Here is a 19,016-nt window from a genome sequence, read left to right as displayed (position 1 = left end):
GCCTACAGGTGGCTTGAAACAGTCAACGCCGGCGTTGCCCGAAGCAGCAGTGGGGATTGTGAAGCCGACCATAAAATGCCATGGCCGAAAAGTTGCTCCTGCATATTCGGCATTCCCGCCATCCATGGCGGTCAGATGCATTTTCGAGCGTACATGGGGCGAGCTTGCTCGCCGTGACGAACCAGTAAAGTCTGACCGAACATCCAGTGAATGTTCGCAGCAGGCTTTACTGGTGAGTGGCATTCACCGAAGCGTGTCGGGGTAGTGCAACCCCACTGATGCTTCGTTACGCACGGCTTCCGGTTCCCGCCTGGTTTAAATCGCTTCTATTTTCGCCGGCAGGCCCTGGCGCACGGCGGCACCGCTAGTCCAGTCGAGCCAGACGTTGGCCACTTCCTTGCGGGTGGGATCCATCAGCCCTAGGGCGTTCTGGTTCACGCCGGCACCCAGCCGTGGATTAACCGGCGTGGCCTCGCCGTCAATCACATGGGCCCGGGCACCCAGCTCGGTGTGGCCATAGCCGTGCTCAATGGCGATGGCCCCTTCCATAATGCCGTCGCGCACCAGCGCAATGCCTTCCACACTGCCCCCCGGCGTGCTCACCCGCACCCCCTGACCGTGCACAATGCCGGCGCGCTCGGCATCCTTGCGATGAATGCTGATGGGGTTTTCCGGGTGGATCATGCGCAGCCGCTCGGCCCCTATACTGGAAGAGCTCATCAGGTGCGATTTGTAAGAGGTCACCAGCAGCGGCCACTCGGCTTCGGAATAGTGTTCCCGCATGGGGCTGCCGTCGGCAAAGCGCGGCTCATACAGGGCGGCACAGCCCGACAGCCGTTCGCCGGTCATGGAATGAATGCTGGTGCCGATGGTGGGGTTCCAGATGCACAAACTGTCTTTGGTGCGCTTGTTCATCAGCTCGCCCTGCCAGCCCGACTCAAAGGGGGCAAAACGGCCGCCCCGGCTGAACACAAAGCCCACCTTGCGCCGCTCTTCCGGTGCCAGGGTATTGTCTATCAGTGGCATTAACCGAGCGGCGTTGGTCAGTACCAGATCGTCGGCACTGGCATCGGGCACCGGCGTGCCGGCAAAGGCCAGGTTGGCGGCGGCGCGCAGGTAAAAATCCGCACCGGTATGCAGGCCGTGCAGCTTGCCCTGGTGGTCGCGAATGGCATTGTCACCATAACCCGGCAGCCCCATGGTTTTGCCGAGATTAATAATAAAGGCTTCCAGCCCCAGAACATCGCCGTTGGCCAGTTTCGGGGTGGCCGGGGTTACCACCGGCCAGCGTGCCGTGGTGGCGGCCTGGGGTACACCGCTCCAGGGTTTGGTAAAGCCCCAGCTCTCATAGGTGAGGGTGTCGGGCACTATGTAATCTGCCAGCGCCGTTGTTTCGTTAATAAAACCGTCCACGGCAATAAACAGCGGCAGGTTTTTCGGGTCTTTCAGTTTTTCACCCAAAAATGCCTGGCCGCCGCCGATGCCATAGAGCGGGTTGGTCATATGGCTGATCCAGGCCTTGAGCTTATAAGGGTAGCCCGCAAAGGCCGCCGCCAGATGTTCGGTGAGCAAAGGCGAGGAAAACGAAAACCAGGGCGCTCTGGACGGATAAGGTGCTTCACCGGCGGCCAGCTTGCGCTGATATTCGCTGCTGTTTTCATAGGCAAAGCGGTTGCGGGACAAAAACAGCCCTTTGGGGGCCATCATGCCGTCAAACTCGGCCAGATTATAGCGGGGGCCGTTTTCCACTGCCGCCACCCCGCCGGCACCCAGCGCCAGACCGCCCTTGGCGTTCACATTACCCAGCAGGGTGTTCAGGGTCATCACCGCCATGGCGGTATAAAAAGCGTTGCCGCTCATCATGCCGCCGTGAGCATCAATTACCGCCCTGGGGCCGTGGCGTTTCAGCTCCTGGCCCAGCCCTTCAATAATGTTGACCGGCACGCCGCAGCGGGCACTGTAGTCTTCAATGGAATGGGCAAAAGCGGATTCCTTCAGGCACTGCAGCGCCGATTTTACCCGCACCGGCTCGCCGTTGATGTGCACTTCCCGATCCACCCACAGGGCCGCAGGACGACCGCTGGAGTGAGCCATCAGTTCACCGTTGTCGGCATTCACCACCAGCAGCGTCTCGGCATCGCCCATGTTCAGATCGGCGGCGGTGAGAAAGCGGCCGGCCTGTGGGTGAGGTGCCTGCAGCACCAGATGGGTGGCATTGCTGTGGCTGGGTTGACCGGCTTTAGCCTGGGCTTCGGGACCGGGCTGCGCCAGATAGTCAATATTTATACCGTCGTTTTCCATCAGCCAGCGCATCAGCGCCAGGGCCAGGGCATCGTCGGTGGCGGGCTTGATGGGCACCCAGCGGCCCCGGCCGTCATTCAGCCGGCTGATGCTGTTGGGCAGGGTGGGGGCCACCACCACATAGTCCAGGCCGCCGTCGCTGCGGGCCGCGGCCAGCTGCCGGCCCTGACGCTTAAAAGGGTTGCCGGCCTGCGCCGGCGAGGTGCCGATGCACAGTACAAAGTCGGTGTGATCCCAGTCGGGCTTGCCGTGGGCGAACTTTTTCAGATCGTTGAACACGGCCCCGGCGCCGGCACGAAAACCAAAGCCGCAGTAGCCGCCGTGGTGGCCAAAGTTGCGGGTGCCAAAGCTGTTAAAGGCAAAGCGCTTGAGAAAGCTGTCCCGGCCTTCGTCGCCGGCGTTGGTCACCAGCAGCTGGTTGGCCTTGGGGCCAAACTCGGGGTTGGCCCCATCTACCGGGGTGTCGAGATCGCGAATGGCATTCAGGCCGTCCACATGGCCTTCACCAAAGAGATCGCCGCCTTGTGTTACTTCCTGCAGCAGCTGCTCAAAGGAAATGGTCTGCCATTTGCCTTCGCCGCGTTTGCCGGCCCGCTTGAGTATTTGAGTGACCCGGTAGGGGCTTTGCAGCTGCTCGGCCAGGGCCGCGCCCCGGGCGCAGGCGGTGGAGCGCTGCTCGAGGCCGGCTTCTCCGGCAAGGCCGGTATACACCTCACGCACCGGCGTCTCCTGCGCCGGCGGTCTGGGGTTGGACAACGGATGATAGGGGTTGCCGGCAATGCGCAGCACGCGGTTATTGGCGGTATCGACCCGGGCACGCAGGCCGCACTGGGTCCAGCAGCCAAAGCACTGCACCGGGCTCACCACCTGATGCTCGGCCATCACCAGCTCACCGGCGGAGTCGATCATAAATTCCGGGGCTAGGGCATTGCCGGCAATCCGGTCGTTGGTGGGCACACCGCTGGTGCCGTTAACCAGCCCCTTTACCGCCTTGCTCACCGGAGTGGCATAGCCAAGGGCAAAGGCACCGGTGCCACCGGCAATCATGCCCGCCTGTAACAGGGCGCGTCGTTTTTTATCCATGGCGGACTCCTGAATTATCCAGCAGGGCCCAGACTGCGCCGGCCAGCGCCAGCCACAGGCCCAGAGTGCCGGCCACAATCACGCCGGCGGAAGAAAGCAGTTGAGGGTCGAGGTGATACAGGCCGGCCCCGTATTTGGGTACTGTCTGCACGTTCATCAGCACCACCCAGCGAAAGCCCCAGGCACACAGCATGGCCAGACTTGCGGGCAGCAGGTCAAAAACAGACAGCGGACGGTTCAGGCGCAGGGCGGCAAGCCCCCAAAGCAGTATGCCGCCGGCCACCGACAGCAGCATCAGATGCCGCCAGAACGGGAAGTTGGCAAACAGTCGCTGTGCTTCTCGCCAGGAGTCGCCGTTTTGCCACTGACCGGTGAGGGCCCACAGCAATACGGTGACGGTGAGGGCGGCCAGCACGGCGACCAAGGCCCGGCGCAACAGGGCAGCGTCTTGCCCGCGCGGAAACAGACACTCCAGCAGCATCAGCAGGCCGGTGAGCGCCAGCAGCGCGGTCAGCAGCAGGTTCACCGGCAGCCAGGCGGTATGCCACAGCGTCCTGGAGCGCACCACCATGATCTCCATACCGGTGTAGAGCAGAATGCCCAGTGCCGAGATGGCACATAGCCAGGCCAGTGCGGTCAGCACCCGGCCTTGTGGCCAGAGCGGCAGGTTCAGCCAGCGGTTGATCCAGGGCTGTTTAAACTCAAGATGCGTGCGCAGCAGGCTGACGGTGACTACCAGTGCGAGCGTCACAAACACCGGCAAAATCAGCGCGCCCAGCCACATCCAGGAGCTGGGAGTCAGTTGCGTGTAAAAGTGCCAGAAACGGGCGGGCTGGTGCAAGTCTGCCAGCAGCGCCACCGGCCCTGTGAGCGCACTGATGCCCAGCACCAGTGCCAGCCGGTCGCGCCAGGGATGCCAGACGCTGTTGGCGTTCATGGCCAGTGGCAGCAGCAGGGCGGCACTGGCGGCAATGCCGATAAAAAAGAAATACTGCACGGCCCAGGGCAGCCAGGGCGCTTCGGCATGGGTGGTTAACAGTTCAATCATGGTGAGCCCCTTATGGTCAGGCGTGAGCCGGAGACCAGAGCCCCGGCTGACCGTCGATGCGGTCCAGAAACTCGTCACCCAGGCCGATGTAATACACCTGTGGGCTGGTGCCCTGCTCGGGCTTGAGCACCTTGATATCGTCTGCGTGCCCGGCCATCAGCTGGCGGGCCTGACTGTGCGGGTTGTTCAGATCACCAATCACCCGGGCACCGCCCACACAGGACTCCACACAGGCGGGCAGCAGGCCCACTTCCAGCCGGTGCACGCAAAAGGTGCATTTGTCGGCGGTCTGGGTATCGTGGTTAATAAAGCGGGCGTCGTAGGGGCAGGCCTGCACACAGTAGGCGCAGCCCACACACTGCTGGTTGTCTACCACTACAATGCCGTCGTCGCGCTGATAAGTAGCCTGAGTAGGGCACACCGGAATGCAGGGCGGATTGGCGCAGTGGTTGCAGAGCCTGGGCAGCATCACCTGAGTGGGAGTATCGCGGTTTTCGATCTCCACCTCGTATTGCTGTACCGTGGTACGAAACTGGCCCACCGGCGGCAGGTTCTCCATACTGCAACTGACGGTACAGGCCTGGCAGCCAATACATTTGCGCAGGTCAATGACCATGCCATAGCGTTTGCCATTGCCAGCCGGTGTGGCCTGTACCTGAGTAACAGGAATAAGGCTGGCACCGGCGGTGAGGCCGGTTAACTGTTTAAGAAACTGTCGTTTGCTGGCGTCCATCACAGACTCCCTTGAATCAGGAATTAAGGCTATTGTCTTGCTGAGGGGGGCAATGGCTCTATTGTGGTTTTCCACAATAACGGCATGGTCTTGATCCAGGACAAGTTATATTTGATACGAAACCAGGTAATGGCCCGAATGAGACATTTTTTTCAGGGAGTCAGTCTGTTGCTGGCCGGACTTGTGCTGTGTTTTCCGCTCAGGGCAGACGATTATCGTATCGGCTTTCTGGCCTACCGGGGTGAAGCCAGAGCGGCCGCAGAATGGCAGCCTGTGCTTGACAGTCTGAACCGGGCTCTGCCGGCGCACCGTTTTACCGGCGTGTTTCTGACCCAGCAGCAGCTGAATGATGAGCTGATACAAGGAGCACTTGATTTTGTGGTGACCAACCCGGCTCACTATGTGCTGAACCGCAGCCAGGGGCTGAACTGGCTGGCGTCTTATCTGGATCCGCGCTTTGGCTCGGCCCGGGAAAGCGTGGCGTCTGCCCTGCTGGTGCGCGCCGGCAGTGATATCGGCTCCGTGCACCAATTGGCTGGTCAGCGCGTGGGGGCGGTGCATGAGCAGGCCTTTGGGGGCTATTTGCTGGCGGCCGAGCAACTGCGCCGTCAGGGGGTGGCGCTGTCGGCTCTGAACCTGCAGTTTCGCGGCTACCCAGTAGATGCGCTTATATATTTGCTGCGTGATGGTGCCCTGGATGCGGCCATGGTGCCGGCCTGCACACTGGAACAAATGGCGCAGGAAGGATTGGTGAACACCGATGATTTTCGCGTCCTGATGTTACAGGCAAGCTCGCCCTGCGCGCGCTCCACGCCGCTGTATCCGGGCTGGAGCTTTGCTGCTGTGAATGTGACCGACGAGCAGCTGCTGCGTGATATAACGCAGACACTGCTGAGTTTGCAGCACAACCAGCAGGCCCTGTGGGGAGCCCCCATTCGGCTGGACGAGGTAGAACAATTGCTGCGCGGCTGGCAGCTGGGGCAAAGCAGCGATCCGCCCTGGCACACGCTGCGCCATGTGCTGCTGGGCTACTGGCAATGGCTGGCGGGGCTGATGCTGATATTGCTGGTGATTGCGCTGCACCATGTGCGGGTAACCCGCTTGCTGATCAAACGCACTGATGAGCGAGACCGGCTGCACCGTCTTATTCAGAGCAGAGAGCAGGAGCTGGCCCGGGCCCGTCAGGCCACCTTGCTGGGAGAAATGGCCACGGGGCTGGCCCATGAGCTGAATCAGCCGCTGTCGGCCATTCAGGCTTATGCCCAGGCAGGGGAGCTGATGACCGCCGAGCAAAACAGCCGGGAGGTATTTAACCATATTGTTGAAGAAACCGAGCGCGGAGCCGATATCATTCGGCGTTTTCGTCAGTGGGCCAGTCAGCCGTTGCCCGGTCCGGAAGCCTTTGCGCCCGATGCACTGTGCCGGGAGCTGGCCGAGCGTATTACTCCCAGAGCCGGTGCCGCCGGCGTTCGCATTGACATCAGCGCAGAGCCCGGACAGCTGCTGAGCGTTCAGCCGGCGGTGGAGCAGATATTGTCCAACCTGCTGGGTAACAGTCTGGATGCGTTTGAGCGTCGGCAACAGGGCGGTTGGCTGCGGCTGCAGGCCAGCGCTGAAGAAGACGGCTGGCAGTTTGTGGTGCAGGATAACGCCGGCGGTGTTTCTTCTGTGGTCATTGATGCACTGGGTCATACCTTGCCCGCCAGTCGTATTCATGGCATGGGCATTGGCCTGATGGTGAGTTACCGGCTGGCTCGCCGGCTGGGCGGCAGACTGATACTGGCCAATCAGGCCCAGGGCACTCGGGCCGAACTGTTTTTGCCAAAGGAGCAATAATGCGCATTTATTTGCTGGATGATGATCCCAAGGTATTGGCTGCCAACGGTTTTCTGTTAAAGGCCATGGGCCATGACAGCCAGGGCTGGACCGAGCCGGCATGCTTTCTGGAAGAGCTGGATGACAATACAGAGGCGGTATTGTTGCTGGATTTGGCCATGCCGGAGATGGATGGGCTGGAGGTACTGGCTGAGCTGAATCGTCGCCGGAGTCCGGTGGCAGTGGTATTACTTACCGGTCATGGTGATGTGCCTCAGGCGGTGAAAGCCATGAAGCTGGGCGCGGTGGACTTTCTGGAAAAACCGGTGGATGCGCGCCGTCTGGCGGAGGTGCTGGCCCGGGCCTGCAAGTGCGCCGCCGATCTGAGTGCCGAGGCTGAAGCCCGGCAGCGCGTGGCGCGATTGTCGGCCCGGGAGCATGAGGTGGTGAGCCTGGTGGCACAGGGGCTCACCAACAAGGCCATCGCCGAAAGCCTGTGCGTGGCCGTGCGCACGGTAGAAGTGCACAGAGCCGCCGCCATGACCAAACTGGAAGCGGCCAATATGGCCGAGCTGCTCTACTGCTGGCAGCTGGCGCAAGGCCGGGAATAGGCGAGGGCAGAGAATAGTGACCAGGGATGAGGGAATGGTAGGCCGCGTTTTATACGCGGCAAATAAATCTGGGTTGCCGAGCATAAAGCTCGGCCTACAAACCAAATCTGCAGACGCCTGTGTGTTTAAGGCCTGTTACACAGGCCCTGCCGGCTAAAGCGGCAGCTACTTACAGCTGAAAGCTTATGGCTTGCCTGTCATCCAGGATTCCAGAATTAATTGGGCCGAGACCGCATCCACGGCGTCTTTGCCCAGGGCCTTGTAGCCGCCGGCTTCAAACAGGCGGGCACGGGCGTCGGTGGTGGTCAGGCGCTCGTCCTGTAATTCCACCGGCAGGCCAAAGCGGCCGTGCAGCCGGTTGGCGAACTTGCGCGCGCGCCGGCTGATGTCCTGCTCGGTGCCGTCCATGTTCAGCGGCAGCCCCACCACCAGCAGCGCCGGTTGCCATTCCTTCAGCAGGTTTTCAATCTGCTGCCAGTTGGGTACACCATCACTGGCCTTCAGTGCCAGCAAAGGACGGGCGCTGGCGGTCAGCTCCTGACCCACCGCCACGCCGATGCTTTTCAGGCCATAGTCAAAGCCCAGCAGAGTCCGGCTCATGCGTGGCCCACCTGAGAAGACAGCTGGCGCGAGTCGATGCCGAGGCGGCCAATGGCCTGATGCCAGCGCTGGCCGAGGGGAGTATCAAAAATCAGGCTGCTGTCGGCGGGCACCGTCAGCCAGCTGTTTTCTACCAGCTCCTGCTCCAGCTGGCCCGGGGTCCAGCCGGCATACCCCAGGGTCACCAGATATTTCTCCGGTGCATCGTCGGTGCCCAGGGTTTCCAGTACATCCCGTGACGTGGTGACCATCAGGTCGTCGGCCAGCATTTGACTGGAATTAAACCCTTCCACCGGCGTATGCAGCACAAAGCCCCGGTCAGCAGCCACAGGACCGCCCTGCAATACAGGCTGATCCAGTTCGGGTATATCCTCGGGCGTCAGCTCCAGCTGATGCAGCAACTCGTGCAGCTGCATATCAACCGGAATATTTATCACCAGCCCCATGGCACCTTCTTCATTGTGCTCGCAAACATAAGTGACCGAGCCGGCAAAAAAAGGATCCCTGAGGCTGGGCATGGCAATCAGAAAATGGTGTTCCAGTGAATCCATGATCTCTCTGTTTGGTTCAGGCCGAAGCGGTTACCTGCCTCGGCGCAGTGAGTGTTACTGTCAGGATAGCCGTTTTTCAATGGCGTCCATCAGCATGCCGGTAATGTTGACCGGATAAGCGGCCTCTATCTCCCGTACACAGGTGGGGCTGGTGACGTTCACCTCGGTGAGCTTGTCGCCGATAATATCAAGCCCCACAAAGATAAGCCCTTTGGCCTTGAGTACCGGGCCCAGCGCCTCGGCAATGCGACGGTCGCTGTCACTTAAGGGGCGGGCTTCGCCCCGGCCGCCAGCGGCCAGGTTGCCACGGGTCTCGCCGCCCTGCGGAATGCGCGCCAGGCAATAGGGCACCGGCTCGCCATCCACCACCAGTACCCGTTTGTCGCCGTCTTTAATGGCGGGCAGGTAGGTCTGCACCATGCAATAGCGGCTGCCGTGCTCGGTGAGGGTTTCAATGATCACGCCCAGGTTGGGATCGTCTTGTTTTACGCGAAAGATGGAGGCACCGCCCATGCCGTCGAGGGGCTTCATGATGATGTCTTTGTGCTCGGCGTGAAAGACGCGAATGTCGGCAGCACTGCGGGTGACCAAGGTGCTGGGCGTGTGCTCGGCAAACCAGGCGGTGTAGAGCTTTTCATTGGCGTCACGCAGGCTCTGGGGCTTGTTGACGATAAGCGTTCCTTCGCTTTCTGCCCGCTCCAGCAGATAGGTGGCGTAGATAAACTCGGTATCAAAGGGCGGATCCTTGCGCATCAGGATCACATCCAGGCTGTGCAGCGGGGCCAGTGTGGGCGCTTCCAGGGTGTACCACTGACTGGCATCTTCTTTTACGGTAAGCGGTGCCATACGGCCATAGGCTTCGCCGTCGCGCAGACTGAGATCGCTCATTTCCATATACCAGAGTTCATAGCCCCGGCGCTGGGCCTCCAGTAACATGGCAAAGCTGGTGTCTTTTTTGATGGTAATGGACTGGATAGGGTCCATCACGATTCCCAGTTTAATGGTCATGCGAGATCTCCAAATCGGCATTGCAGGGCAGTAATGGCAGTGAGTGCGGCAGTTTCGGTGCGCAGCACCCGGGGGCCAAGGAGTATATCAATAAAGTGGTGATCGCGGGCGGCGACAATTTCTTCGTCCGACAGCCCGCCTTCTGGGCCAATCAGCAGGCGCACACCGTGCTCGGGAGCGGGCAGGGTGTTGACGCTGTATTCGGCACGCGGATGCAGGTTGAGCTTGAGCTCATCAGTATTTTCTGCCAGCCAGTGTTCCAGCGCCATGGCCGGGCGTATGACGGGAATGCGGTTGCGGCCGCACTGTTCGCAGGCAGCAATGGCGATTTTTTGCCATTGCTGAATTTTCTTTTCAAGACGTTCGCCGCCCAGTTTGACACCACAGCGGCTGGAAAACAGCGGCGTGATCACATTCACGCCCAGCTCCACTGACTTCTGAATGGTGAATTCCATTTTGTCACCGCGGCTGATCACCTGACCCAGATGAAAATGCAGCGGCGATTCCACGTCGTCGGCGCTGAACTCACCAATGCGCACTCGCACGGTTTTTTTACCGGCCTCGATAATCTCGGCGGCATACTGGCCACCTTGCCCGTTGAACAGCACCAGTGCCTGGCCGGGCTGCATACGCAGTACCCGGCCCACATGGTTGGCACCGTCTTCAGACAGGCTCAGCTCTCGTCCGCTGACAAGCTCACCCGGCTCATGGATTCGGGGTATACGCATAGTGTTTGCATTGCTCCTGAACAAAGGGATTATGGTTGCCCTGAACCCGGTTAATACGGTGATCCCGTTCACATTCCCAGTTGCTGGCGGGATATTGCCGGTTCCAGGCTTCAAACAGCTTAAGCTGCTGCGAAGCAATTTTCAGCCGGTATTGCTGCTGCATATAGAGATAGGTGCGGGCAATGGCACCGCGGCTTTCACCGGGCGGCGGTTGTACTTTGCGCCCCTTGAAGTCTACCAGCATTTGGCAGCGGCCATATTGCACCGGCTTGCCGTTCCATTCAGAAAAGCGGTAGTTGGAGCGATCACCGTTCACTTCACCGATGGCCGGCACCAGATTATGCAGATCGCCTTCCATTTGCTTGAACAGCTCATCCTTGCGGGTGCAGTTTTTGCGACCGCCCTGCTGCCAGCACTGACGCTGATGGCCAAATTCCCAGGCGGGCACCACGTGCTCCCACTCAATGCGGTTGGCCCGGCGCTCCTGTTTACGTACCTGATAGCCGCAGCTGGCCAGATCCGGCACCAGTTTTTTGCCTTGTGTTTGAATGTTGCACCCGCAGTAAAAGGTGGTGGGGTGATCCTTGTATATTTCCGGTGCCACTTTTTTGGCCTGGCGAAACGACAAGGCTTCGCCATAAGCCAGTGAGGAGCACAGGCTCAGAAACAGAATAAAATAGCGCACGACTCAGTATTGTTATGTTGTTTGTGCGCGCAAGCTTACCACCGGCGGCGGGGCCGGGAAAAGGGGATTAAACCAGCCTGAGCATGGCGTCGGCGGAAGAGACGTCGAGCTTGCCGGGGGCTTCCACGCACACTTGGGTGACTACGCCGTTCTCCGCCAGCAGGGCAAAGCGCTGGGCGCGCAGGCCGCCAAAGCCGCCGGTGTCTTTGGCAAGACCCAGCGCTTGCGTAAAGGCACCGTCGCCGTCCGCCAGCATGGTGATAGCTTCTGCGTTCTGGCTTTGTTGCCAGGCGCGCATCACAAAGGCATCGTTCACCGACAGGCAGAGCAGCGCCACGCCTCTGGCCTGAAATTCATCTGCCAGAGTAACATAGCCCGGTAAGTGAGCCTGCGAGCAGGTGGGGGTGAAGGCCCCGGGCACGGCAAAGATGACCGCTTTTTTATTTGCCAGCAGAGCGTGCAGACTGGTGGTGCTTTTGCCGCTGTCGGTAACGAAAGTGAAGTCGTGATCGGGCAGGGTATCGCCGGGTTTAATCATGGGATTTTCCTTTTACTTTTGATGTCACAGGGGCCAGCGGCTGGTTGCAGTGAATGCACTGATAGCGTTTTTGGCCGCGTCTGACACTATTGTGCCGGCGCAAACTGAGCTTGTGAATGCGGCAGCTGCATTGGTAGGTAAAAACCGGTGAAGCTTTTTCAGTATTAAGCTTGTGCCGGGTGCGGGGTTCCAGGCCAAACACGTTGGTCATGATGCCTTGCCATTCCCGGCCATGGGGCTTCACCTTGCCGTGCAGGGCAAAGGCCACCAGGTGAGCCACCTCGTGGGGCACGATTTCCGCGAGAAACGCCTCGGCGTTGTCGGCCAGTAATACCGGATTAAAACGCAGCTCCCAGCGCTCCAGCCAGGCGGATCCGGCAATACGGCCGCGCTGATTGAATCTCACCTGTGGCGGATCAAATTCCCGGCCGGTGTGGCGGGCGGCCAGGGTCAGGCACTCGGTGACTTTGTCTTGAACTTGCTGAAAAAGAGAATCGTCGAGTTTCATATTTGTATAACAGTAAGCCATAAATTGGCTCCGAGCTTACACACGTTGCCAAAAGGGATCGCACTGCGAAACATCAGCGAGGTTGCGCTCCGCCGACACGCTTCAAGTACCTCCATGTAACGCTCGAAAATGCCATCCATGGCATTTTATGGTCGGCTACGGCAATCCCCACTGCTGCTTCGTGCAACATCGGCGCTGTCTGTTTACAGTCAGTTAGCTCCGAGTGAAGATAGGAGGGCAAAGGGTGTCTGCTTCGCCGTGCCCTTTGCGCCATGGATGGCGCAACGGAGCCTACATGGAGGTATTCACGGCGTGCCGGCGAAGCAGTGCGCTTTGACCGACGATGGTGCATGGCTCTGCAAGCGAATAAAAAAGGGGAAGCGAATGCTTCCCCTTGATGCTTACTTCAGGCCGGCGGCGTCGCGCAGCAGGGCGGCCTTGTCGGTGGCTTCCCAGGGGAACTCGTCCCGGCCGAAGTGACCGTAGGCGGCGGTGGCCTGGTAGATGGGACGGTTCAGGTCCAGCATCTGAATCAGACCGTAGGGGCGCAGGTCGAAGTGTTCGCGCACCAGCGCGTCCAGCACCTCTTCCGATACCTTGCCGGTGCCGAAGGTTTCCACGCTGATGGAGGTAGGCTCGGCCACGCCGATGGCGTAAGACACCTGAATTTCACAGCGGTCGGCCAGGCCGGCAGCGACGATGTTTTTGGCCACATAGCGGGCAGCGTAGGCGGCAGAACGGTCTACCTTGGACGGATCCTTGCCGGAGAAGGCTCCGCCACCGTGACGGGCCATGCCGCCGTAGGTGTCCACGATGATCTTGCGACCGGTCAGACCACAGTCACCCATGGGGCCGCCGATAATGAACTGGCCGGTGGGGTTGATGTGATACTTGGTGTCCTTGCTCAGCCACTCGGCGGGCAGCACCGGCTTGATAATCAGCTCCATCACGGCTTCGCGCAGGGTGGCCTGATCAATGTCCGGGCTGTGCTGGGTAGACAGCACCACTGTGTCTATGCCTACGGGCTTGCCGTCGTCATAGATAAAGGTGACCTGAGACTTGGCGTCAGGGCGCAGCCAGGGCAGCTCCTTGGCCTTGCGCACATGTGCCTGGCGCTTAACCAGACGGTGAGCGTAGGTGACCGGGGCGGGCATCAGCACATCGGTTTCGTTGGAAGCGTAGCCAAACATCAGGCCCTGGTCGCCGGCACCCTGAGCGTAGGGGTCCTTGTCTTCCCGATCCACGCCCATGGCGATGTCGGGAGATTGTTTGCCAATGGCGTTGAGCACGGCACAGCTTTCGCCGTCAAAGCCCATTTCCGAGCTGGTGTAGCCAATATCGCGCACGGTGCGGCGCACCAGCTCTTCAATATCAACCCAGGCGCTGGTGGAGATTTCACCACCCACAATCACCATGCCGGTTTTGACAAACGTTTCGCAGGCCACGCGGGCTTTGGGATCCTGCTTGATGATGGCGTCGAGGACCGCATCGGAGATCTGGTCGGCAATCTTGTCGGGATGACCTTCGGACACGGACTCGGAGGTAAACAGTCTGGCCATGTTACTTCGCTTCCTGAAAATATAATGAATTGGGTGCTGCCAATAGCCGCACAAATGGCGGTATTAACATCTGGACGGCTATTCTAGATAGGCGAGGGCATGATTGCCAGAAAAATGTGCCGGCTGTCGGTGGCGGGAGAATAATTTGCGCCCTTTCCCCGTCTTTGGGACAATGGCCGCCGTTTTATTCATCCTTCCAATAAAGAACTTCTCAGGAGATGTCGATGCCTTCTCGTCAAGTGCTGGCCAATGCCGTGCGCGCACTCAGTATGGATGCCGTACAAAAAGCCAATTCCGGTCACCCTGGTGCTCCCATGGGCATGGCGGATATCGCCGAAGTGTTGTGGCGTGATTATCTGAAACACAACCCGGCCAACCCCAGCTGGGCTGACCGCGACCGCTTTATTCTGTCCAACGGCCACGGCTCCATGCTGCTGTATTCTCTGCTGCACCTGTCCGGCTACGAGCTGTCCATCGACGATCTCAAGCAGTTCCGTCAGCTGCACTCCAAGACTCCGGGTCACCCCGAGTATGGTTATGCGCCGGGCGTGGAAACCACAACCGGTCCGCTGGGTCAGGGTATTACCAATGCCGTGGGCATGGCGATTGCTGAAAAAGCACTGGCGGCTCAGTTCAACAAGCCCGGCCATGACGTAGTGGATCACTTCACCTACACCTTCCTGGGCGACGGCTGCCTGATGGAAGGCATTTCTCACGAAGCCTGCTCTCTGGCCGGTACCCTGGGATTGGGCAAACTGATTGCCTTCTGGGATGACAACGGCATCTCCATTGACGGTGACGTGGACGGCTGGTTCAGCGACGATACTCCCAAACGCTTTGAAGCCTACGGCTGGCAGGTCATTCCTGCCGTAGACGGCCATGACAGCGCCGCCGTGGCTGCCGCCATTGAGGCCGGCCGTGCTGATACTTCCCGTCCGACCCTGATCTGCTGCAAAACCGTGATCGGCTTTGGTTCTCCCAACAAGGGCGGCAGCCACGACTGCCACGGTGCTCCCCTGGGTGAAGATGAAATCGCCGCCACCCGCAAGCAGCTGGGCTGGACCCATGCTCCCTTTGAAATCCCTGCCGAGGTATATGGCGAGTGGGATGCCAAGGCCAAAGGTGCCGAGCTGGAAGCAGGCTGGAATGCTAAATTTGATGCCTACGCTTCCGAGTTCCCGGAGCTTGCCGCCGAGCTCAAGCGCCGTCTGAACGGCGAGCTGCCCGCCGACTGGGCCCAGCAGAGCGCTGACTTTATCAAGGGTCTGCAGGCTGCACCGGCCAAGATCGCCACCCGTAAAGCGTCCCAGAACGCCCTTGACGCCTTTGGTGCCATTTTGCCTGAACTGCTGGGCGGCAGCGCCGATCTGGCACCCAGCAACCTGACCATGCACAAGGGTTCCAGGGCCATCAGCGCCGAAGACGCTTCCGGTAACTACCTGCACTACGGTGTGCGTGAGTTCGGCATGAGCGCCATTATGAACGGCATTGCACTGCATGGCGGTTTTGTGCCCTACGGCGGTACTTTCCTGATGTTTGTGGAATACGCCCGTAACGCGGTGCGCATGGCCGCCCTGATGAAGCAGCGCTCCATCTTTGTATATACCCACGACTCCATCGGTCTGGGTGAAGACGGCCCCACTCACCAGCCGGTAGAGCAAATTGCTTCTCTGCGTCTGACTCCCAACATGAGCACCTGGCGTCCTTGTGACCAGGTGGAGTCTGCCGTGGCCTGGAAACACGCCATCGAGCGTAAAGATGGCCCTACCTCGCTGATTTTCTCCCGTCAGGGCCTGGGTCAGATGGAGCGTACCGATGCCCAGCTGGCCGACGTGGCCAAAGGTGGCTATGTGCTGCGCGACTGCGCCGGCACGCCGGAACTGATCCTGATTGCTACCGGCTCTGAAGTAGAGCTGGCCATGTCCGCTGCCGAGCAGCTGACTGCCAAGGGCCGCGCCGTGCGCGTGGTGTCCATGCCGTCTACCGACGTGTTTGACGCCCAAAGTGCCGAATACCGCGAAAGCGTGCTGCCCGCCGCCGTCACCAAACGGGTGGCGGTGGAAGCCGGCATTCGCGACTTCTGGTTCAAGTATGTGGGCTTTGGCGGTGACATTATCGGCATGACCAGCTTTGGTGAGTCGGCCCCGGCCGGTGAGCTGTTCAAGCTGTTTGGCTTCACCGTGGAAAACGTGGTGGAGAAGGCCGAGACCCTGTTGGGTTAAGCACTGACAATAAATAAAAAAACCGGCGAGAGCCGGTTTTTTTATGCTCGTTATTGCGCCAGCCAGTGCATCATGTCTGCTTCTTCCATGGGGCAGGCCAGCAAAAAGCCCTGACAGGACGGACAATTCATGGCCAGCAGCTGGTTGTGCTGGGATTCGGTTTCTACCCCTTCTGCCACCACTGTCATGTCCAGCTCGCGAGCCAGCTCCAGAATGCAGGTAATAATGGCCCTGTCTCGCTGGCTGCTGTCTACATTGCGAATAAAGGATCTGTCCAGTTTCAGCTCGTCCACCGGCAGCTCTTTGAGGTAGGCAAACGAAGAGTAACCGGTACCAAAGTCGTCAATGGATAAATTCAGCCCCAGCTGTTTCAGCCTTATCATACGAGTACGGCTTTCGCTCAGGCTTTCCAGTATCACTCCTTCAGTGACTTCCAGGGTGAGTCTGTTACGACAGGCCGGATATTGCTGCAGCAGGCCTTCCAGCCGGGCGACAAAATCCGGGCTGTGAAAATGCCGGGCACTGATATTTACCGACAGATGCTCCGGGCCCTGCTTGCGTTCATGCCAGTGCTGCAGCCGCTCACAGGCCTGTTGCAATACCCAGTTGCCAATATCGCAAATCAGTGAGGTTTCTTCTGCCACCGGAATAAAGTGCCCTGGTGGCACCAGCGGCTTGCCCGGCGGTTGCCAGCGCAGCAGGGCTTCGGCCCCCACCACAGCCTGATCCGTCAGTTGCACCTGAGGCTGAAAGTGCAGCACCAGCTCGTTATTGACTAGCGCCTGCTGCAGATCGTTGGTCAGCCGCAGCCGCTCCTGTACCTCTTCTGCCATTTCCGGACTGAAAAACACATGGCTGCCCTTGGCAATGCGTTTGGCCATGTGAGTGGCAGTGTCGGCCTGGCGCAGATATTCCTCCAGCCCTACACCGGTGGCCGGAAACAGACTGATACCGGCACTGATGCTGACATGCAGGCGCAGCCCGTTCAGCTCAAAGGGAATGGCAAACAGCTCCTGCAGGGCATTGGCCAGCTGCTCGGCCCGGGTTTTGGTGGCAGAAAAGCCATGGCCCAGCCGGGGCAGCAACAGCACAAACTCGTCGCTGGCCATGCGCGCCAGGCTGACATCGTCATATTTTTCACTGAAGCCTTGTAGTCGCTCGGCCACCCTGAGCAACAACTGATCGCCAATCAGGTAGCCGAGTGAGTCATTGATGTTCTTGAAATCATCAATATCCAGCAGTAGTAGGGCACCTCGGCTGGACTCGTGCTCGGCCAGTGCCACGGTATGGCTGATGTGCTCAACCATAAAGCGCCGGTTATGCAGGCCGGTCAGTTCATCGAAATAGGCCATTTTTTCAATGCGGTCGCGGTTGGCTTTTTGCTCGGAAATATCATCAATGTGACAGACATAATGGGTAATGCCGAGGCCGTCCTGCATTTGGCAAATGCGCAGAATAACCGGCAATGAGTGGCCGTCGGTACGTGCCAGACATTGCTCACCCTGCCACCAGCCCTGGCTGCGCAGTGTCTCCATAATGATGCTGGTATCGGTCATGCCCGGAGTGTTGTGACGCAACGACAGCACAGGAGTGCCTACCAGGCTTTCCGGCTCGGTGCCGCACATACGGCCAAACGCCTGATTGGCCTGTTGTACCAGCATATTGGCACTGGCAATAAAAATGCCTTCCCGGGTTTCAAAAGCAGCCGCAGCCACCATCAGGTTTTCCTGATCCCTGCGGTGGCGAAACTCGGCGGTAATACGGGGTTTGAGCCGGGTGAGCAGGGCATTCAGCCAGTCTTGATCCTGCAGGGGCTGCTCAAACAACAGCACCAGAATGCCCAGAGGCTGAGTATGCTGATCGCTGACCGACAGGCCGGCATAAGCCTCCAGCCCCAGCTCGGCAAGCATTTTGTCTTCGGGAAAGCGCTGCGCCACGTCTTTGGTATAAATGCAGATATCATCGCCGCCCCGGCGGCTGAAGGCGCAGGGAGTGCCCTCAAGTTTGTAATGAAAGGCCGGCTGCAGTTGCTTCTGGCGATAACAGGCAATGGCATGCACCCGCTCGGCGGCAGGGTGCTGCAAGCCGGCCAGCACCATGCCGGCACCGGTCAGGCTGGCCAGCTGCAGCATCAGCTGGTTGAAAAAGTCCTGACCCGTATATTGGCACAGCAGCGGCATCAGCCGGGTCATGATGTCATCGGCACAGGCGGCTGAGGCAGGCAGGGCGAGGCTTTGTTCCAGCACGGCGGCAATGCGTCCGGCAAGAGCCGCTACAAACTGCATGGTGGCGGCGGGAATACCGGCATGGGGCTGAGTGAACTCCAGGCTGAGCAGGCCGCCGGGACCAGACTGAAAGGGCAGGGGCACATCCAGCCGGTGGCGAATGCCGTCGGTGGCCAGATAATCAAAAGCGCCCAGCAGTGGCTGTTCGGCGCAGTTGCTGAAACTGAGGCCGCCGCGCTGGTGCAGGGTGCGCCAGTAACGGCGATCGGCCCGCACCGGCTGCAGAGCAAAGGGCAGGCCCTGGCTGTAGAGCGGGCGCAGCAGCTCTTCTGCTTCGTAATGACGCCATAAAATAATGCGGTCAGGCTGCAGCTCGCCGGTAAGCAGTTCCAGCAGCTCGGGCAGTTGCTCTATGGCTCCATCCTGAGTGGTGCGCCACTGATGCTGCAGCTGCCACTCCAGCACGCCCAACCGGTCTGCTTGTTCTGCCTGAGTCATGCTGACACTGAGCAGCCAGTGTTCGGTATCAACGGGTGCCAGATGACACAGCCAGCGTTGCCCTGACACGGTGAGCGTGAGCCGGCTTGCCTGTCTCTGAGTCAGTATGTGCTGCAGCCGTCTGGCATCCTGCTGGTTCAGCTGCTCTGCCAGCGAAGCCGCAGAATGCCAGCGCAATCCGGCCGGAAGAGGAGAAAGCGGATAGAGCTGACAGCGAGCGTCCAGCCTGAAAAAGCACGAGTCGTGCTGGGCCTGAGGTAACGCAGGCAATGGCATGGTATTGCGTCCTTGTACGAAAAAGCC

General features: G+C 59.7%; 15 protein-coding genes. 3 read left to right on the top strand and 12 right to left on the bottom strand.

Annotation, left to right across the window (positions count from 1 at the left end):
* Nucleotides 1-315 precede the first annotated feature (315 nt).
* Genes R0I78_RS06470 through dsrO form a run of 3 tightly spaced genes read right to left on the bottom strand, consistent with a single transcriptional unit; the run spans nt 316 to nt 5,165 of the window.
* Nucleotides 316-3,384 carry a molybdopterin dinucleotide binding domain-containing protein gene (locus tag R0I78_RS06470; RefSeq protein ID WP_317074733.1) on the bottom strand — a complete coding sequence of 1,023 codons (3,069 nt, stop codon included), beginning with the start codon at nt 3,382-3,384 and terminating at the stop codon, nt 316-318.
* The gene (gene nrfD / locus R0I78_RS06465; RefSeq protein ID WP_317074732.1) at nt 3,377-4,432 is read right to left on the bottom strand and encodes an NrfD/PsrC family molybdoenzyme membrane anchor subunit; all 1,056 of its coding nucleotides are present in this window, start codon (nt 4,430-4,432) and stop codon (nt 3,377-3,379) included. Before nrfD ends, R0I78_RS06470 begins: the two co-directional genes overlap by 8 nt.
* A 16-nt stretch (nt 4,433-4,448) precedes the next feature.
* On the bottom strand, nt 4,449-5,165 hold the full coding sequence (gene dsrO, locus R0I78_RS06460; protein ID WP_317074731.1) for a sulfate reduction electron transfer complex DsrMKJOP subunit DsrO: 717 nt from the start codon (nt 5,163-5,165) through the stop codon (nt 4,449-4,451).
* A gap of 138 nt (nt 5,166-5,303) precedes the next feature.
* Between dsrO and R0I78_RS06455 the strand changes: the two genes are divergently transcribed.
* Both R0I78_RS06455 and R0I78_RS06450 read left to right on the top strand, forming a co-directional pair.
* Nucleotides 5,304-7,001, top strand: a complete 1,698-nt coding sequence (locus tag R0I78_RS06455; RefSeq protein ID WP_317074730.1) for a PhnD/SsuA/transferrin family substrate-binding protein — start codon at nt 5,304-5,306, stop codon at nt 6,999-7,001.
* Nucleotides 7,001-7,591 carry a response regulator transcription factor gene (locus tag R0I78_RS06450; protein ID WP_317074729.1) on the top strand — a complete coding sequence of 197 codons (591 nt, stop codon included), beginning with the start codon at nt 7,001-7,003 and terminating at the stop codon, nt 7,589-7,591. The genes R0I78_RS06455 and R0I78_RS06450 overlap by 1 nt, the downstream gene beginning before the upstream one ends.
* 183 nt (nt 7,592-7,774) lie before the next feature.
* Here the strand turns inward: R0I78_RS06450 and ruvX are convergent, their stop codons facing one another.
* The 8 genes from ruvX to metK form a co-directional block, all read right to left on the bottom strand.
* Nucleotides 7,775-8,191, bottom strand: a complete 417-nt coding sequence (ruvX, locus tag R0I78_RS06445; protein WP_317074728.1) for a Holliday junction resolvase RuvX — start codon at nt 8,189-8,191, stop codon at nt 7,775-7,777.
* The gene (locus R0I78_RS06440) at nt 8,188-8,742 is read right to left on the bottom strand and encodes a YqgE/AlgH family protein (protein WP_317074727.1); all 555 of its coding nucleotides are present in this window, start codon (nt 8,740-8,742) and stop codon (nt 8,188-8,190) included. The genes ruvX and R0I78_RS06440 overlap by 4 nt, the downstream gene beginning before the upstream one ends.
* 60 nt (nt 8,743-8,802) lie before the next feature.
* Nucleotides 8,803-9,750, bottom strand: coding sequence for a glutathione synthase (gene gshB, locus R0I78_RS06435; protein WP_317074726.1), 948 nt, complete (start codon nt 9,748-9,750; stop codon nt 8,803-8,805).
* Entirely contained in the window at nt 9,747-10,478 is a 732-nt protein-coding gene (gene rsmE / locus R0I78_RS06430) for a 16S rRNA (uracil(1498)-N(3))-methyltransferase (protein ID WP_317074725.1), read from the bottom strand. Before rsmE ends, gshB begins: the two co-directional genes overlap by 4 nt.
* Nucleotides 10,456-11,163: an endonuclease gene (locus R0I78_RS06425; RefSeq protein ID WP_317074724.1), complete on the bottom strand. Its 708-nt coding sequence runs from the start codon at nt 11,161-11,163 to the stop codon at nt 10,456-10,458. Before R0I78_RS06425 ends, rsmE begins: the two co-directional genes overlap by 23 nt.
* A 67-nt stretch (nt 11,164-11,230) precedes the next feature.
* A complete protein-coding gene (locus R0I78_RS06420; protein WP_317074723.1) occupies nt 11,231-11,701 on the bottom strand; it encodes a peroxiredoxin in 471 nt (156 codons plus the stop codon).
* Nucleotides 11,694-12,230 (bottom strand): SprT family zinc-dependent metalloprotease, encoded by a 537-nt coding sequence (locus tag R0I78_RS06415; protein ID WP_317074722.1) that lies wholly within the window; start codon nt 12,228-12,230, stop codon nt 11,694-11,696. Before R0I78_RS06415 ends, R0I78_RS06420 begins: the two co-directional genes overlap by 8 nt.
* A gap of 380 nt (nt 12,231-12,610) precedes the next feature.
* Entirely contained in the window at nt 12,611-13,768 is a 1,158-nt protein-coding gene (metK, locus tag R0I78_RS06410; protein WP_317074721.1) for a methionine adenosyltransferase, read from the bottom strand.
* 224 nt (nt 13,769-13,992) lie between these two features.
* Here metK and tkt point away from each other — a divergent pair, with 224 nt between their 5' ends.
* A complete protein-coding gene (gene tkt, locus R0I78_RS06405) occupies nt 13,993-15,990 on the top strand; it encodes a transketolase (RefSeq protein ID WP_317074720.1) in 1,998 nt (665 codons plus the stop codon).
* Nucleotides 15,991-16,040: 50 nt separating this feature from the next.
* Here tkt and R0I78_RS06400 read toward each other — a convergent pair whose 3' ends face one another.
* The gene (locus tag R0I78_RS06400) at nt 16,041-18,989 is read right to left on the bottom strand and encodes a putative bifunctional diguanylate cyclase/phosphodiesterase (protein WP_317074719.1); all 2,949 of its coding nucleotides are present in this window, start codon (nt 18,987-18,989) and stop codon (nt 16,041-16,043) included.
* Between the last annotated feature and the right edge of the window lie 27 nt (nt 18,990-19,016).

Origin of the sequence: Oceanimonas sp. CAM02, from assembly GCF_032842915.1 — a bacterium.
GTDB lineage: Bacteria > Pseudomonadota > Gammaproteobacteria > Enterobacterales > Aeromonadaceae > Oceanimonas > Oceanimonas smirnovii.
Note: the sequence above shows the minus strand (reverse complement) of the source record. Positions and strands in the feature narration are given on the sequence as shown.

Bases quoted from the DNA above. Each gene is read 5' to 3' on its own strand.
- ruvX (WP_317074728.1), bottom strand. From the start codon at position 8,191: ATGAGCCGGACTCTGCTGGGCTTTGACTATGGCCTGAAAAGCATCGGC.
- tkt (WP_317074720.1), top strand. From the start codon at position 13,993: ATGCCTTCTCGTCAAGTGCTGGCCAATGCCGTGCGCGCACTCAGTATG.
- rsmE (WP_317074725.1), bottom strand. From the start codon at position 10,478: ATGCGTATACCCCGAATCCATGAGCCGGGTGAGCTTGTCAGCGGACGA.
- R0I78_RS06420 (WP_317074723.1), bottom strand. From the start codon at position 11,701: ATGATTAAACCCGGCGATACCCTGCCCGATCACGACTTCACTTTCGTT.
- gshB (WP_317074726.1), bottom strand. From the start codon at position 9,750: ATGACCATTAAACTGGGAATCGTGATGGACCCTATCCAGTCCATTACC.
- dsrO (WP_317074731.1), bottom strand. From the start codon at position 5,165: ATGGACGCCAGCAAACGACAGTTTCTTAAACAGTTAACCGGCCTCACC.
- R0I78_RS06440 (WP_317074727.1), bottom strand. From the start codon at position 8,742: ATGGATTCACTGGAACACCATTTTCTGATTGCCATGCCCAGCCTCAGG.
- R0I78_RS06455 (WP_317074730.1), top strand. From the start codon at position 5,304: ATGAGACATTTTTTTCAGGGAGTCAGTCTGTTGCTGGCCGGACTTGTG.
- nrfD (WP_317074732.1), bottom strand. From the start codon at position 4,432: ATGATTGAACTGTTAACCACCCATGCCGAAGCGCCCTGGCTGCCCTGG.
- metK (WP_317074721.1), bottom strand. From the start codon at position 13,768: ATGGCCAGACTGTTTACCTCCGAGTCCGTGTCCGAAGGTCATCCCGAC.
- R0I78_RS06470 (WP_317074733.1), bottom strand. From the start codon at position 3,384: ATGGATAAAAAACGACGCGCCCTGTTACAGGCGGGCATGATTGCCGGT.
- R0I78_RS06400 (WP_317074719.1), bottom strand. From the start codon at position 18,989: ATGCCATTGCCTGCGTTACCTCAGGCCCAGCACGACTCGTGCTTTTTC.
- R0I78_RS06450 (WP_317074729.1), top strand. From the start codon at position 7,001: ATGCGCATTTATTTGCTGGATGATGATCCCAAGGTATTGGCTGCCAAC.
- R0I78_RS06415 (WP_317074722.1), bottom strand. From the start codon at position 12,230: ATGGCTTACTGTTATACAAATATGAAACTCGACGATTCTCTTTTTCAG.